This is a genomic window from Akkermansia sp. UBA7090 (genome assembly GCF_002493465.1).
Classification (GTDB): Bacteria; Verrucomicrobiota; Verrucomicrobiia; order Verrucomicrobiales; family Akkermansiaceae; genus Akkermansia; species Akkermansia muciniphila_A.
The window spans coordinates 204096-219663 of the sequence record NZ_DKYW01000025.1; the positions used below are offsets into that span (position 1 = coordinate 204096).

At 52.7% G+C, this 15568-nt stretch carries 12 protein-coding genes, 2 tRNA genes and 1 other RNA gene; 5 read left to right on the forward strand and 10 right to left on the reverse strand.

Features of this window, described 5'->3' with window-relative positions; translation table 11 throughout:
- Window positions 1-24: 24 nt before the first annotated feature.
- The 7 genes from B3075_RS09100 to B3075_RS09130 all read right to left on the reverse strand — a co-directional run bounded on the left by B3075_RS09100 (window position 25) and on the right by B3075_RS09130 (window position 8335).
- Complete coding sequence (locus tag B3075_RS09100) at window positions 25-480, reverse strand: low molecular weight protein arginine phosphatase (protein WP_290488029.1); 456 nt, start codon at window positions 478-480, stop codon at window positions 25-27.
- Complete coding sequence (locus B3075_RS09105) at window positions 477-1946, reverse strand: hypothetical protein (protein ID WP_290488031.1); 1470 nt, start codon at window positions 1944-1946, stop codon at window positions 477-479. The genes B3075_RS09100 and B3075_RS09105 overlap by 4 nt, the downstream gene beginning before the upstream one ends.
- Before the next feature lie 18 nt (window positions 1947-1964).
- On the reverse strand, window positions 1965-2903 hold the full coding sequence (locus B3075_RS09110) for a phosphotransferase (RefSeq protein WP_290488033.1): 939 nt from the start codon (window positions 2901-2903) through the stop codon (window positions 1965-1967).
- A 98-nt stretch (window positions 2904-3001) separates the two neighbouring features.
- Entirely contained in the window at window positions 3002-4225 is a 1224-nt protein-coding gene (trpB, locus tag B3075_RS09115) for a tryptophan synthase subunit beta (protein WP_290488034.1), read from the reverse strand.
- Between the two features lie 163 nt (window positions 4226-4388).
- On the reverse strand, window positions 4389-4823 hold the full coding sequence (locus B3075_RS09120) for a MarR family winged helix-turn-helix transcriptional regulator (RefSeq protein ID WP_290488035.1): 435 nt from the start codon (window positions 4821-4823) through the stop codon (window positions 4389-4391).
- A 1254-nt stretch (window positions 4824-6077) separates the two neighbouring features.
- Window positions 6078-6587: a ferritin gene (locus tag B3075_RS09125; protein WP_179218388.1), complete on the reverse strand. Its 510-nt coding sequence runs from the start codon at window positions 6585-6587 to the stop codon at window positions 6078-6080.
- A 104-nt stretch (window positions 6588-6691) separates the two neighbouring features.
- A complete protein-coding gene (locus tag B3075_RS09130) occupies window positions 6692-8335 on the reverse strand; it encodes a hypothetical protein (protein ID WP_290488036.1) in 1644 nt (547 codons plus the stop codon).
- A gap of 145 nt (window positions 8336-8480) precedes the next feature.
- Here B3075_RS09130 and B3075_RS09135 point away from each other — a divergent pair, with 145 nt between their 5' ends.
- The 3 genes from B3075_RS09135 to B3075_RS09145 all read left to right on the forward strand — a co-directional run bounded on the left by B3075_RS09135 (window position 8481) and on the right by B3075_RS09145 (window position 9928).
- A complete protein-coding gene (locus B3075_RS09135) occupies window positions 8481-8951 on the forward strand; it encodes a RidA family protein (RefSeq protein ID WP_343125184.1) in 471 nt (156 codons plus the stop codon).
- 69 nt (window positions 8952-9020) lie between these two features.
- Window positions 9021-9103, forward strand: a tRNA-Leu gene (locus B3075_RS09140).
- Window positions 9104-9208: 105 nt separating this feature from the next.
- Complete coding sequence (locus B3075_RS09145; protein WP_290492075.1) at window positions 9209-9928, forward strand: SanA/YdcF family protein; 720 nt, start codon at window positions 9209-9211, stop codon at window positions 9926-9928.
- A gap of 839 nt (window positions 9929-10767) precedes the next feature.
- On the opposite strand, the gene B3075_RS09150 is transcribed toward B3075_RS09145, so the two are convergent.
- Window positions 10768-11760: an alkaline phosphatase family protein gene (locus B3075_RS09150; RefSeq protein ID WP_290488624.1), complete on the reverse strand. Its 993-nt coding sequence runs from the start codon at window positions 11758-11760 to the stop codon at window positions 10768-10770.
- A 183-nt stretch (window positions 11761-11943) separates the two neighbouring features.
- Between B3075_RS09150 and B3075_RS09155 the strand changes: the two genes are divergently transcribed.
- Window positions 11944-12351: a hypothetical protein gene (locus tag B3075_RS09155; RefSeq protein ID WP_290488625.1), complete on the forward strand. Its 408-nt coding sequence runs from the start codon at window positions 11944-11946 to the stop codon at window positions 12349-12351.
- Window positions 12352-12645: 294 nt separating this feature from the next.
- Here the strand turns inward: B3075_RS09155 and ssrA are convergent.
- Both ssrA and B3075_RS09165 read right to left on the reverse strand, forming a co-directional pair.
- Window positions 12646-13005, reverse strand: a transfer-messenger RNA (tmRNA) gene (gene ssrA, locus B3075_RS09160).
- Window positions 13006-13086: 81 nt separating this feature from the next.
- Window positions 13087-13163: transfer RNA gene (locus B3075_RS09165), tRNA-Arg, on the reverse strand.
- Window positions 13164-13376: 213 nt separating this feature from the next.
- Between B3075_RS09165 and B3075_RS09170 the strand changes: the two genes are divergently transcribed.
- Window positions 13377-15527, forward strand: a complete 2151-nt coding sequence (locus tag B3075_RS09170; protein WP_290488626.1) for a RecQ family ATP-dependent DNA helicase — start codon at window positions 13377-13379, stop codon at window positions 15525-15527.
- The last annotated feature ends 41 nt before the right edge of the window (window positions 15528-15568 follow it).

Genomic DNA, 15568 nt, shown 5'->3' on the forward strand with positions numbered 1-15568 from the left:
AGGGAGGAAGGAGTCAAAGAGGAGTTACTCCTGTTGTTCCATCCGGGCGATGATGGCCTGAATGGCGGTGGTCAGTTGCTGCGCTACTTTGTTGTAGGTTGCCTGTCCGCAGCCGATGGGATCGGCGATGCCGCGGTTGCCCGTGTAGCAGGTGACCAGCCTGACTTTATCCGCATATTCGGGGAAATTGGCAAGCAGGGCGGCCAGGTGGCTCTCCGTCATGGCATAGACATCTGTGGCGTTTTTCATCAGTTCATCCGTAACAGGACGGCTTTCATGGCTGGAGAGGTTGACGCCATGTTCCCGGAGGACGTGAAGCGTTTCCGGGCTGGCCTCCTGCCCGGGCCATGCGGCAGTTCCTGCGGAACCGGCCTGCCATTCCGGATGGCGCGAGGAAAGTTTCCGGAACAGGCCTTCCGCCATGGGGCTGCGGCAGGTGTTGCCGGTGCAGATGAAGAGGATATGCTTACGCTGTGTCATGAGTCGGGGCGTTCTCTTTTGGAATGATGGGGAATAGGTACTTCGTTGGGTTCCTGGTACAGGTTGTCCTGGGGCAACACATGGCCGGCGCCGCTGCCTGCCGACGATGGAGCGTCGTCGTCTTCCTCGTCTTCATCCTCAGCATCGCGGGAGGGGGGGGAGAGCTGGGGGAACAGGCTGCACGCCAAGGCTACGCACAGTATCGCCGTTACGGGAGTCATGACCGGGAACCATAGATCATGAGCGGAAAAGAGATACCATGCGATGAAGGGAACGAACAGGATACAGAGACCCCAGGTGATGAAGCGCCCTCTGCGTTGAAAACGCAAAGCCCATACTGACAGAAGCAGGACGTCCAGCACGATGATCCACTGTACCCAGGCGGGGGCTACGGGTATCAGAATGGCAGGGGCAGGGGCAAGCGCTCCCATGATGCTGCGGACAGTCTGCGCCGCCAGAAGGGATTGCGCGTCCGGCGTGTCGGAAAGGGTGGAGGGTTCGGAAACGAGGACCGCGTCCGCAGAGGAAAGCAGTTTTCTGACGGCAGTGGTATCCGGCGGACGCAGGCCGGACATGACGGGGACGATCACTTCCTTGGTGTCCAGAATGGTGGGGCTGCTGTTTGCCGCCAGGGGGATGCGGCCGTATTTATCTAATGGAATGGAGCGTTTGCCGCCCAGAAAAAGGGTGTCTCCCGGAATGATTCTGACATCGCCGGGTTTCAGGTCCAGGGCATTCAAAGCGGCTATCAGAGGAAGAGTGGGAATGATATCCCCGCCCCAGCGGATAAAAAGCGGCGGGGAGACCCTGTTTTCCGGAGATGGGGAAAACAGATCGTTATTTTCCACAACGGTTCCCAGGGAGGGGGCTGACGTGGTTATTTGCGGAGGTTCCCCTACGAACCTGTCCGCGCGCGGGAACTGGTCCGTCTTTCCTGCGATATTGGGGGCGGGAATAACCAGGTCTTTCCAATCCGGCGGGAGGGGGGCATGGCGGGAGGACTCGCTCATCTGCCGTCCCAGAGCCTTGTGGCGGAAGCGGTCCAGTTCATACCCCACGGCGGCTTTGACGATGCTGTCCGGCTTTTCTTCCCAGGTCATGGGGGACATCACGTAAACATTCCTGGCTCCCTGTTCATACAGGTGCCGGAACAGCACCGTGTAATCCATGGGATTGGGAGGATAGGAAGCGAAACTGTTCAGTGATGATTCCCGGTGCAGGGAAACCACGGGGAGCTGGGATGTCTGCCCTTTGTTGAAATAATCGTAGGGCTGGAGGACGATGCTGCTTTCCGTATTCAATCCTTCGGGGCGAATGGTTTGGTATTTCCCTGCCAGAAAACGTTCCGCCGCCTGTTCATAACAGAAAATGGTAGGAGAAAGAAGCGCATACCCCAGAATCCAGCCCAGCCCCAGGGAAATCTGGAACAGGGACAGGACAAGCAGGAATTTGGGGGGAAGCTTCATCAGAAGGGCTGGGAAAAATCATGCTAGCATAGCAGCCAGCGGTTCTGCAAGCGTGGAGCCTGGCAGAAGCCTCCGCAGGTGTTCCAGCCCGGCGGGAATCTGATCCAGATACCAGGTTTTCCCCTGGTTGTGGCCGATATTGGCGTAAGCGCCCAGCATCTGCATAATCCGCTGGAGGGCGCAGGCGCGGAAAATGCGGTGATCTATGGAGTGAGCGGAGATATTTTCCCACTCCCTGAGCAATTCATCCGTTTGTTCCGGTTCCAGACGGGCGTAGCCGTCATAGACCAGGGAAGCCAGATCATATTCCGGACGTCCGCCGCGCATGCCTTGAAAATCAATCAGCCAGGTTTTTCCCGCGTGGATATGCACGTTCTGGGACTGGCTGTCCCGGTGGACGGGGCATTCCGGAAGGGCTGCCAGAAACTGCGCCTGCTCTTTCAGGGCGGGATGGTTCAAGAAAGAAGCCGTTTCCAGCCCCAGATGGGCGCCCAGGAAATGTTCGGCGAAATAGGACTGTTCCCAGAGGTACAGAGCCTCGTCAAAAGCGGGCTGGAGGGGAAAATTCTCCGGAAACGGGCAGGAGTGAAGCAGATGAAGTTGTTCCATAGCCCGGATGTAACGCAGACGCAGGGAAGGCCAGGGTTCTTTCCGGAAAGCCAGCAGGTTGGCGTCTCCCAGGTCTTCCACTAGGGCGGCTCCGCAGCCGGGGCCAAGAGGTTCGTAATCGTAAATTTCCGGAACGTTGACACCGTGGGCGTGCAGATGCCGGGCTGCGGGAATGAAGGAATCATTGTCCGAACGGTCATTTCTCCACTGGATGCCGATGCATGTGCGGCCGTCAACATGGATGCGGACGATCGTACGGCCGGAGGCTCCCAAAACCAGGGGGCGGAAATCTTCCTGACGCGGAATAATGTGAAAACTCCGGTGAACCAGACGGGACAATTCTTTCATGAAAAGGAGGCGTGGAGGCGGTAAGAGCCTTGCGGAAAGAATGGCGGATGAAGGATGACTGCGTCCTTCATCCGCCGAAAATGGGAAAAGGCAGGCAATCAGGCGGGGAACTGGCGGTCTTCCCCATAGCCGTAATGCTCTACGACGTAATCCACATCCTTGTCTCCTCGGCCGGAGCAGTTTACCAGAATGGCGCCGCCTCTGTTTTCCCGGGCCCACTTCATGGCATACGCGATAGCGTGGGAGCTTTCCAGGGCAGGAATAATCCCTTCGTAACGGGAGAGTTTGAAGAAGGCGTCCACGGCTTCCTCGTCTGTGGCGGTGACATAGTTAACGCGGCCGATGTCGTGCAGATAGGCATGCTCCGGCCCTACGGAAGGATAATCCAGACCGCTGGCTACGGAATGGACCGGTCCCGGATTGCCGTCTTCATCCTGAAGCATGATGCTCTCAAACCCGTGCAGTACTCCCTTGCTTCCATAGGAGATGGAGGCGGAATGATCCCCAAGCCTGGGGCCTTTGCCGAGGGGTTCTACGCCATAAATATCCAGCGGATCTCCCAGGAAGGCGGTAAACATGCCCATGGAATTGCTGCCGCCGCCTACGCAGGCGCAGACAGCGTCCGGCAGAAGCCCCGTCATTTCCAGGAATTGTTCCCGGGCTTCCACGCCGATGCACATTTGAAAATCACGCACCATTTGAGGGAAGGGGTGGGGGCCAACCACGGAACCGATGCAGTAAATGGAATCCTGGTAACTGTTCAGGTAAGATTCAAAAGCGGAATCCACGGCTTCCTTCAGGCTTTGGAGGCCGTGCGTGACAGGCACCACCTTGGCGCCCAGAATTTTCATGCGGGTGACGTTCGGAGCCTGTTTGGCGATATCTACCGCACCCATGTGGATTTCACATTCCAGGCCGAAGAAGGCGGCGGCCGTAGCCAGCGCCACGCCATGCTGGCCGGCGCCCGTCTCCGCGATAATGCGCTTCTTGCCCATGTATTTGGCCAGGAGGCCTTCCCCCATGCAATGGTTGAGCTTGTGGGCGCCTGTATGGTTCAGGTCTTCTCTCTTCAGGTAAATTTGAGCGGTGCCCAGATGGCGGGAAAGGCGCTCGCAGTGGTAAACCGGGGTGGGGCGCCCCTGAAACTGTTTGCGGATGCGCCGCAGTTCATTAATGAACTGGGCGGAGTGGGCTATCGTCTGGTAGGCTTCCGTAATTTCTTCAAAGGCGGGAACCAGCTCGTCCGGCAGGTAAACGCCGCCGTATTCGCCAAAGCGGCCCTGGGCGTCTGGAAAATTGCGTAAATAGGTATGGAGATCCATGGTCTGTTGCGTTCGTGACGGCCAGTATTTAACACGATGCCACAGTTCAGGCAAAAACAATCTCCCCGGAAGCCTTTTAAAAAAGAAAGGAAAAGAAAAAGTCTTTTCCCGGAACAGAGGAAACGGTTTTTCCGTAAGGGCAGGGAAAGGAAACAGTCGGAAATCAGGCCAAACGGCGCTTTCTGATGGATTTTCCAGTATCGGCAAGCGTCTGGCGTGCGTCCGGATCCGTTCCAGCCATCAGGGCTGCCAGATCCCGAACGATATTCTGGCGCATGCGTCCCACCAGGTCGCGCCCTTCCTGAGTGATGGCGACCATGATTTTGCGGCGGTCTTTGGCCGCGCTCATGCGTTTCAGGTAGCCCATTTCCTGTAATTTATCCACCATCCCGGTAGCGGCCGCGGTAGAATGCCCCATTTTCAGGGCAATGCTGGACATGCTCAGAAAATCTTCGCTGGCCAGATAAGTCAGCAGGAAAAACTGGGGGTAGGAAACCTTGCCCTCATTCAATTCTGAAGAAAGATTCAGAATGCAGGAACGTTGCGTGAACAGGATGAAATCCGCCAGCTTGTTTGCTTCTTCAGAAATGGAGCTCATGATTGTTGTGAATGTATGGGAGGATTGATAGCGATACCCGCCCGGAGACTCGCCGGCGGTTCGGCCAACCTACCGCCGCGTCCTTCTGCGGGCAAGTCAAAAATATAAATTTTTATTAAAATTTTACATTTGCGGATAATAAGCATTTTGATGGTATTTGGAATACAATATGTTGACTGTTAATAGAATGGATATATTTTGAATATAGAATGTGAATAACATGTTGAAAATAGATGTAAACTATTGAAAAACGTTAGTTTTTTACAAAACTTCCGGGAATCCGAAGCAAATCTGGCATAAAGAGGCGTTGCAGCATGACAAGCCTGGATTGGAGAGAGCTCTTGTGCAGAGGATTTTCATGGGAAATAAAGGCTTGCCGGACGAAAATTTTATACAGCAGGAAGCAATATTTTCCTGTCCTTGAGGCAGGCTTGGAACCTCTGCGTGCCTGCCGGAAGATTAGGAAAGGAAGTTTGCCGTCGAAACCTTTCTTTCAGGGCTCCTTCCTGCTGCAGGGGGGACTTTGCGGTGATATTGACCTATGACGCGCATTGGCGCGTAAAGGCAGGATAAAACCTTTTTAAACGGTCTTGAAGGGGGAGAAAAAGTCAAATGGAAATACTCTGCCGCGCTGATGGAGCAAGCGCTGTCACGGGGCCGGCTTGAGTGTTATGCTCCGCTTTTGAGAGAGAAAAAATTGCTTTTTCCCCAAAAGTCAAAGGCAGACGGAAGTAATAGGGGAAGTGTTCAGGGAGACGAAAAAAGACTGCCGGGTTTCTAAGAGATTACCTGAAAGGCTCCTATTATCTGGAACGGCCTATTTTTGAAAACGGAGCAGTAGAAATGAAAGGTCCGGGCACATCACCCGCACTCGTTAATGCGCTATTACAAAGGACGCAGCATTTTCTACCGGAACGGTGCGTAAAAGGTCAGTTACGCCGTCCATGCTCATATTCTGGATATTCCTCACGGTTCCGCACAACGGAAAATTGTGTGATCCGCTGGTCTATTTCCTGAAAAAAGAAAGACGGCGTTGCTTGCCGTTTTTCAGCCCGGCAATACAGCAACGCCAGCTGCTTGCATCATTGCAGGCAGAAAATCATGGAATAAAGCATTATTACCGGCAACATCATTGCATGCCGCCAATCTTATGCCTGTATCCGCAAGGTATTTTATTCCTCCGCCATTCTCCGGCAAGTTCTCTCTGGAACTCTTTTTCAGAGAATGGGCGGAGGCGGAGAATAATAGTAATGATTAGTTGGCGGGAGGCGGCGTAAAGGTGCGGGCTGACAGGTCTTTGTCCAGAAGCAGCATTCCCTGTCCTTCTCCCTTGATCATGCGCAATTTGCTGATGATGTCCTTGACGGTTTCTTCCTCTTCCACCTGTTCGGTGACAAACCATTGCAGGAAAATATCCGTGGCGAAATCCCGCTCTTCCTTGGCAAGGTGCACCAAGTCGTTGATGCGGCGCGTGACCTCCTGTTCGTGGGACAGCGTTTCTTCAAAAATTTCAAGAATATTGGACCAGTTCGCATCCGGCGCGTCTATGGAAAGCATTGTAACCTGACCTCCGCGGGAAAGAAGGAAATCATAAAATTTCAGCGCATGAGCGGTTTCTTCCTGATATTGAATGCGCATCCAGTGGGAAAAACCCGTCAAACCGGCATCCTGAAGATAGGCGGACATGGCTAGGTAAAGGTTGGCTGAATACATTTCCCATTTGATTTGCTCATTAAGAGCAGCTGCCATTGTTGTACTGATCATATTGTAAAATCCTGTTGATTTTTCCCACTTCTACAAAACAAAGTCCGCAGAATCAAGATAATCCTGCGGACTGTATGACGGGAAGGGAGATATAAGGGAAGGCGTCAGGCTTTTGCGGAAACTTCCTCCGGAATATTATCTTCAGGAAGTTCTTCCGCCGGAACAGGGGGCAGCTCCTCATGTTCCGTAATCACGCTGTTTTCTTCAGATGCTTCCTCCTGGGCGGGCATTTCCCCGGAAGGAGAGGCAGCCGTCTGTTTTTCTGGTGCAGCGGAGCCCGTTGCCGGCGCGTCCTGTCCCTTCTCTTCCGGTTTCCGTTTTTCCTTGAGGGCCTTCTTGGGAGAAGTCGCCTGGGCGGAAACGGTTTTTGGACGGCTGACGGTGTTATTGGAGAAAACCAGGATATAGCCCTGTTCAGACAGCCAGAGCAGGTCGCGAACCAAATTCTGCTGTTTTTCCATGGCCTGGGCTACTTCCTCTTCCGTGGCCTTTTCCTGTTCCGGGACGGGGGCCAGCTCTTTAAGCATGACGTCGACGCCTTTGCCGGGATTATTGGTCGCCCAGGTGGCAATGGACATCAGGGAATCTGATAAGACGGTGCCTTCTTCCATGGCCTTGGGGCGCGCCGGGCCGGTGTAATGGTTGCCTTTCCACTTGAAAATAGGCATATGATGCCGGGCTAACCCGTGGCAAAGGTTTGGAATCAGCATGCTGGGATGGCGGCGGGTGGTGCCGGATAATTGGATCAGGTGCGCCCACAGACCGGGGGAGAGGTGGTTTTTCTTCACGGCGCCGTTGACGAACACCTTATCCGTAACGTCATAGCACTCGTCAAAATGGTTGGATTCGAAATCCTGTTCTACCGCGGCAGGGGATTCCAGAAGCGCCTCGGAGGCTCCTTCACGAAGGGGCTTCCAGGCGGTGCGTTTGGAAACGGATGCCTGCCATGCCTGGACAGCTTCTTCGCTCTTGTCCGTCACAATCTTGGAACGGAAAGCCTCAAAAGGCATATTGGCAAATTTGGTGCGATGCAGATTCATCAGGGCGGACTGGTAGCCGTGCCAGTTGACGGGGCCTACCAGCTCGTTGTTCAGGGAACATTTGGCAATGGCTTTGAAATCCCCTTTTGGAGCTTCCACTTCCTGTTCTACGGATTCATAATATTTGGGCATCCAGGAGGACTGCCAGAGGTGTTTGACGGCCTCCTGCCGGGAAATAAAGCAGGCGCCGTCTCCATGCTTGCAATGATACAGATCCGGGCCGTTTTCCTGCTTCATGAATACCAGGTCATAACGGTCGTAGGAGCCCATGACAACCTTGGCAAGATCCAGCAGGGAAATGGTGCGGCGGTGTTTCTGTACTTCCTGGTGCAAGGCGGCCAGCCCGGAATCCACGGGGCGCAGCTCCACGCGCAGACCTTCCGTCGGTTCCGCCACGGCGGAGCGGGGCGTCTGATCGCGGCGGTTGCGGAAGGAGCCGCGCGTGCGGTCTTCCCGGTTAAACCTTCTCTCACCGCTTTGGCCGTCAACGCGACGTTCTCCCCGGGGCTGGCGTCCTTCGCGGTTGTCGCGCCGCGGGCGGCGGTCGCCTCCCTGCCTGTCGCCGAATCTGCGTTCCGTGTAGGATGCAGGCCGTTCCTGACGGGCTCCAGGTCTCGCCCAGGCCGGACCAAATTGAAAGTCGGCCAAGCCGGAAAGATCCGGAATCTGCTGCTTGGGGTCTGTGGAGGGAGTTTCGTCGGTCATCATGTACGGGTTGTTTCAATAGCAACTAAATGAGGGGGATGGCAATCATTTTACGTGCAAACAGACCGAAAATTGTTCAAAATGTCATGAAAGGCATCTGGAAATGCAAATATTTCCGGTTGAATCCTTTCAATTCAACTTCTGTCAAATGCTCTATATGGATAAAATACGTCAACGACTTTCCGACCTTGGGTACGCCATTTACGATGCTCCCGCTCCCGTAGGCTCCTATGTGCAATGCGTACGCACGGGCAACCTGCTTCACCTCTCCGGCGGCATTTCCGTGAACGGGGACGACAAATACTTTGGCAAAGTAGGGCAGGATCTGACGGTGGAAGAAGGGCAGGCCGCTGCGCGCGCCGCTATGTTGAACCGTCTGGCCGTCATCGTGCAGGCGGTGGGTTCTCTGGAAAAAGTATCCAGAATCGTGGCCGTGAACGGATTTGTGAATGCCGGACCGGATTTTTATGACCATCCCAAGGTGCTGAATGGCGCGTCCGACCTGCTGGTGGAAGCCTTTGGAGAAATTGGCCGCCACAGCCGCACGGCGGTAGGCGTATCCGCCCTGCCGCTCAATGTAGCGGTGGAAATCAGCATGGTGGTGGAGGTCCGTGATTAATATTTAAAAATCGGAAGGGATTCGTGCTTGAATCCCGGCGGCATTCCTGTAGAGTGCCGTCCGGTCAATGCCCTCGTGGCGGAATGGTAGACGCTGCAGACTTAAAATCTGTTGTCCGCAAGGACGTACCGGTTCGAGTCCGGTCGGGGGTACTTCTCTAAATAACAGTAAATTATGTAAATTAAAGGCTCGTTTTTGGCGGGCCTTTTTTGTTTGGCTCCAATCATTATTTGCTGGCTGAAATGGAAACACGGAGTATGAAGTTGTTGGGTATCTTCCGGTCGGGAAAATCAGATGGTTCATGGTTCCTCGGAAAAAAGGGAATGCTGTTGGCGTTGAAAATAGCAGGAGGCATTCTTGCGGCATCGGTTGTGATGTGTGTTGCTGCGGAATGGTACATTGATTCCGTTTCAGGGGGGAGGATTGTTGAGCATTCCAGAGATGTCCCCGTTCGTGCTCCTGTTCTGGTGTTAGGATGCTCCCCGACATTCATGGGCACCCCTAACGGATATTTCCATAACAGGATGGATACGGCCTCGGAACTTTGGAAGAATGGAAAGGCAACGGTTTTCATCGTTTCCGGAGATAATAGTTCTCATGCTTACAATGAACCGGAATGGATGAAACAGGCTCTGGTGGAGCGTGGCGTCCCAGAGGAGCGGATTGTATGTGATTTTGCAGGGTTGCGGACTCTGGATTCTGTCGTGAGGATGAAGGAAATTTTTGGTGTTTCGGCGATGATTATTGTTTCTCAGGAATTTCACAATGAACGCGCCCTGGCAATCGCGGCGCATGAGGGGATGGATGCCTGGGCCGTCAGCGCGCCGGATGTTCCTAACCGCCGTTCCCGTATGAAAAGCTGGTTCAGGGAGCGTGCGGCCCGCGTATGGATGATGCTGGACTTGTGGGTTTGGAGTCGTGAACCTCGTTTTTTGGGTGAACCTGTGGTTTTGCCGGAAATAAAAGAGGAAAAATGAACAACACCTTAGCGGTAGGGCGCATCATAAGATGTCTTTTGATGCGGTACGATCACCCGGAAGGAGAGAGTGCCCGAGCCTTGAATTATTAAATGCTGAATGGCCTGCTCATGTCGGTTACGTGGGATGATTGCCATGAAGGTGGGAAAGGAGCCAGAAGGGCTGAGTGAACAATTCATTATGAAAGACGGCAGGGGGATGAAATGGGAGAGGTTAAGGCGGACGATTTTTCAGGGAAGCAACGTACTGCCAGTGAAAAAATGTTGCTGTTTGCAGTCCATGCTGTGTGTCTGGAGGTCATGAACCAGTTCGTGCGCAAAAATACGGTCAGAATTCAGGAGAGAGGCTGGGCTGGCAGTGGAGGCCGTGCGCTTTATTGTCCTCCATAGAAAAAACAGGCGCAATCCTTCCCCTTATCTTATGCGTATGGGCGGGCAACGGTTGAAAAAAGGATGGTTGGAAAACATCAGAAAGCTGATGGTCTGGTTGGGATAAGCTTGTCTCCATGTCTTTGGAAAAAACACGCCTGAACAGGTTCTGTTGCGCTTTGAGGCGGCTGATAGCCTCCTGTTGGAATTCCTTGTTTGATTAAAAAGGAGAAAAAATACGGTGAAAATCATTGACTCTTTCCGGGGAAGTGCTATGCAAGCTGTAGCGGCTTGTGGGAAGCAGGCCGTTTTATTCCGGCTGTCATGTTCCCTTCTTCTAGCGGTCAGGAAGGCCGTCTCTCCAACGGCAAAGGCTCGGTTCAACTCCGGCAGGGAATGCCAGCGGCAGGCATGTTTTTTGTTTTTCCGTGAAGAGACGGCAAATTGCATCAGAAGAAACAAGGTGCTGGGTTATGATGGGAACACGCTTTCAATGACTTTCCCCGTCCATTCCGGTAGTGGCTTTCCTCCGAATAAATGAAGAATCATGGGAGCGGTATTGGTGGTGTTGTTCGGTTCGGTGATCAGGAAATTCCTCTTAATGCCCGGGCCTGAAATTCCCCATGGAACTATCATTTCCGCTGCGCTCGTACCCCCGTGGCCTTTTCCGATTCCCCCATGATCCGTCAAAAATAAAAAATGCGTATCGTTGAATAAGTCTTCCTGCCTCAATTTCTGAAAAAAGATTCCAATTTGCTGATCCGCCTCTTCAATAGATTGAAGATATTCATTGGACATCCATCCGTACTTGTGCCCCGCATTATCTGTATGAACGGAATAGAGGAAAACCACAGTCGGGATGTGGCGGTGTTTCATGATGAATTGAAAAGCCTGATTGTAATTGGGGATATAGGCATCGTCTTTCAGATACTTGATTTCATCCAGATATTTTTCGTTGAACGGATAGGCGAGAGGTTTCCAATTATAATAAAAAGCTGTTTTACAGGAAGGCTGGCATTGTTTCAGGGCCTGAAATACGGAGGGATAATATCCGTCTTCGTCTTTCCGTACGGCGGGGTAGGAGGAAGTTGCCAGCGTCCAGTTATTATTGAAGACACCGTGCTGTTCCGGGCCGCTGCCGGTTAAGTGACTGGTCCAGTTAGGCAAAGTGACGGAGGGCATCACAACCCTCGTATCCAGAGAGAAAGCTCCCTGTGACATCATTCCTTTTAAGGAGGGAGCATGCGCCTTTTGAAAACCTTCCAGACAAATCCCGTCCAGGGAAATCATGATCACTCTTTTGGCGGAATTGTCGGGAGTAATATCCGGTACGGAATTTTTAGGAATGCCGGAACTATATTGTGTGGCGGAAAGGGCTGTATCGCCCGTCGCCATTCCTGCCGCCGCCAGACCTAATTGATTCAGGAAGTTCCGGCGGGTTGTTTGATGAGAGGAGTTTTCCATATAAAATACATACTGCCGGCTTGGAATATTTTTATCAACTCTTGCCAGCATGCCGGACAGGAGCGTGGTCTCAATCTGGACGTTTTACACAGGATGACATTTTCCGTGAGCGGGAGCAGATTTTCAGGGAAGTGGTGTTATGTACCGCCGTTATTGAAATCAACAGATTAGCGTAATCATACCATGAGAGAGATACAAATACAGTTTTCCAAGCCCGGCAACTGGCGGGAATTCACGCTGACAGCCATCTACCAGGATTCGGATGGATATACCCGTATAGACCGCTATAAACAGAATGACATACCGGCCAACCAGGCCCCGGCTTTAGGCGCGGCTGTAGCCGTCATTGAGGACATGGAAGAGGACTGGCAAGCTGTCCAGGTATGGGCAAGGCTGGGAAATACCTCTGTGCTGAATCATTCCGCAGGAGATGATGAGGCCGTTGAGTTTGGTGAAGCCGTTCTGCTGACGATTGAGGCTGTCAATAGCCTTGGAGGCCGCCGTATTTTTACCCCTGTTAATTATGCACAGTTCATACTGGTGGATTTTGCCTCCATATCATTCTTCAAGTATTTTACCATCAGAAAATAATAAGGATATCAGCAAATAAGGTAGGACTGACTGCATGATGGCGGCTGGCTGGGGGATATGTGATGCAGCGGCTTTAGAGCATGGCAATGTAAGAGGGGGTGAATAGATGAAATAGCTTGTTCCTTATCAAGGATGCTTCCTCCACATCCTTTTCCGCCTACTGCCTGGGAGAAAGGAGTATTCCTGCGTACAAATTACAGTACATTGTTTCCAAAAGCCGTTATCATGTACTGCGGCTCTATAAAAACAAAAACCGCAAGCGTTCTTTTTCAAACGCTTGCGGTTGTTTTGAAATGGTGGAGGCGACGGGAGTCGAACCCGTGTCCTGAAGGCCATTGATGACGGCATCTCCATGTTCAGACGCATATTGCTGCTTTCGCGGCTGCTTCGCCATGCGTCAACTAGGCAAGCTCGCTAGTTGCCTGTGGAAGTCTCGTGCGTTGCGCGGCAACCCCGCATTGCACCAGCCTGCTGTCTCTTCGTCGTCCCCTCTAGCAGGCGTTGAGGTTCTGACGCGGCTGAACTAATTAAGCAGCCAGAGCAAGGTCGTTAGACTCTGCATTTATTTTTTTAATCGGCTTTTTAGAAGGCCAGCCGATTAACCTTCACATGCAGCCAGCACCGCAGACTTCCAGTCGAAACCATGGCGCCCCCATATGTATTTACCAGTAGAGACAAAAAATCCCGCCGTGATGTTCAGGCAGGAATCATTTTATTTGCTGGTAGTGATGCAAGTGGCACGCCCGTAGGGATTCGAACCCCAAACCTTCTGATCCGTAGTCAGACGCTCTATCCAATTGAGCTACGGGCGCTTTGACTTGCGTCGTTTACCGCGTAAGCGGTGAGAGAAATATAGATTTTTCTTCGGGAAAGTCAAGATGTTTGTAAGATGATTTGAGAAAAAAATTCATTTTTCTCTTTTCGGGAAAATAAATTTTCAGAAAAGGAACCGTTGACTGCGGGATGGAGAAAGAGGGGAAAGTCGTTGCGTCATGGAATGGCCTGTGGCACACTAAATGGAGGAAATGAGCGAGTTTAAGGTGATCAGGTCGCCGATGGAGGCATTGAAGAAGTTCTTCGGCTTTTCCGTCTTGAGAGAGGGCCAGGATCAAGTGGTGGCTTCCATTATGGAAGGCCGCAATGTATTGGTAGTGATGCCCACGGGAGGAGGAAAATCCCTGTGTTATCAGCTTCCTTCCTTGTGCCGGGACGGGGTTTGCCTGGTTGTCAGTCCTCTAATTTCTTTAATGAAAGATCAGGTGGATGCCCTTGCCGCCAGAGGGATTCCCGCCACCATGATTAACAGTTCCCTGAGTTTTACTGAGCAAAAGGAACGTTTGGACGGAATGAGGAAGGGAGCGTTCAAGCTGGTGTATGTGGCTCCTGAACGTTTTGGTCATGAAGGATTCATGCATGCTCTGGCGGAGGTGGATGTAAATATGGTGGCTGTGGATGAAGCGCATTGCCTGAGCCAGTGGGGGCACGATTTCCGTCCGGATTATCTGAAGCTGGGAAGAGCTGTTGAGATGCTGGGGAGGCCCCAGGTGGCTGCGCTGACCGCTACGGCCACGCCGCGGGTGCGGGAAGATATTCTGAAACATCTGGGGCTGGATGACCCGGTGACGATTGTGCGCGGGTTTGCGCGGGAAAATCTGCATTTCCGCATTACTGCGTGCGATACGCACAAAGACAAGTACAGGAGATTGTATGAATTGGTGAAGCGTCACAAGACGGGCATTATTTATTGCTCCACCCGCAAAAAAGTGGAGCAGGTATATGAGGCTCTTTCCGAGCTTGGATTGAGCGTGACTGCCTACCACGCCGGCATGACGGATGAGCAGAGGGAGGAGGCCCAGAACGCTTTCATGAACCGTCATGCGGATATTGTTATTGCCACAAATGCGTTTGGCATGGGCATTGACCGGGCGGACGTCAGGTTTGTGGCTCATTTTGAAATTCCCGGCAGTGTGGAGGCCTATTATCAGGAGGCCGGACGAGCCGGACGAGACGGGAATGAAGCGTATTGCGAACTTTTGTTCAACCATGCGGATTTGCGGACCCAGGAATTTTTTATTGAAGGAGTAAATCCGGGAATTCCATTGATTGTGGAGCTGTACGAGTTGCTCAGGAAGCATTGCAGTGCGGAAACCCACGATGTCATGTGGTCTCTGGAGGAAATGGCGGAGCGTCTCAAATGCCGTAATGCCATGCAGGTGGGGGCAGCTTTATCCGTGCTTATACGCAATGGAGCGATCAGCCGTCATGACGTTCCGGGACAACGCGTGAAGCTTACCAGAGTAACGGATCCTTCCATAAGCGGTTTGAAAATTCCTCTGGATGGAGACGCCCTGAGGGAAAAGGAAGTGAGGGACCGGGAGAAACTGAAGGCAATGACGGAGTTCGCTTATTCCTCCGGCTGCCGTCAGCAATGGATTTTGAATTATTTCGGGGAGGAAGATGGAGTTCCGTGCGGCCACTGTGATCAGTGCCTGACGCTGGGCGTTGAGGAAGGCCAATCTCTGGGAGAGGAAGAGACCTTGGTGGTGCGGCAGGCGTTGAGCGGGATTGCGCGCGCATCCGTGCGTCTGGCTGATGGTTCATGGCAGGGAAGATGGGGCAAGACGAAGATTATTCAGATGCTCAAAGGGGCGAAAACCCAGGAGTTGTTAAGAACATCCCTGGTCCGGCTGAGTACTTATGGCATCCTTTCCCGATGGAGCGAGGACGATATCCGCCAGTTGTTCCGAGCCATGCAGATGGCGGGATTGACCAGAATGAGCGGAGATGCGGATCGTCCCCGGATTACCCTGAGTCCGAAAGGCAATGAAGTGATGATGGGGCGCAAGAAGGCATCTTTGGTTTGGCCTTTTGCCCGCCGGGGAAAAATATCCGTATCTATGGAGCAGGCCAGAGTCCGGTCTACGGGAAATTTGGCTGCCCTGGGAGAGTTTGACGAGGATTTGTTTTTGAAGTTGAAGGAACTGAGGAATGAACTGGCTCGGGAGGCCGGGATTCCGGCTTATGCCGTATTTCACAATTCTACGCTGGAAGGTCTGGCCAGGTTGAAACCTACCACCCGCCGTGGCGCTATGAATGTTCACGGCATTGGAGAGCAGAAAGCTGCCCGTTACCTGGATGATTTCCTGGAAGTCATTGCCGAGCATTGCGGGGTTTGAATAGGTCTTTCCTGCTATTTTCCCAATCAGGTGTGCGCCGT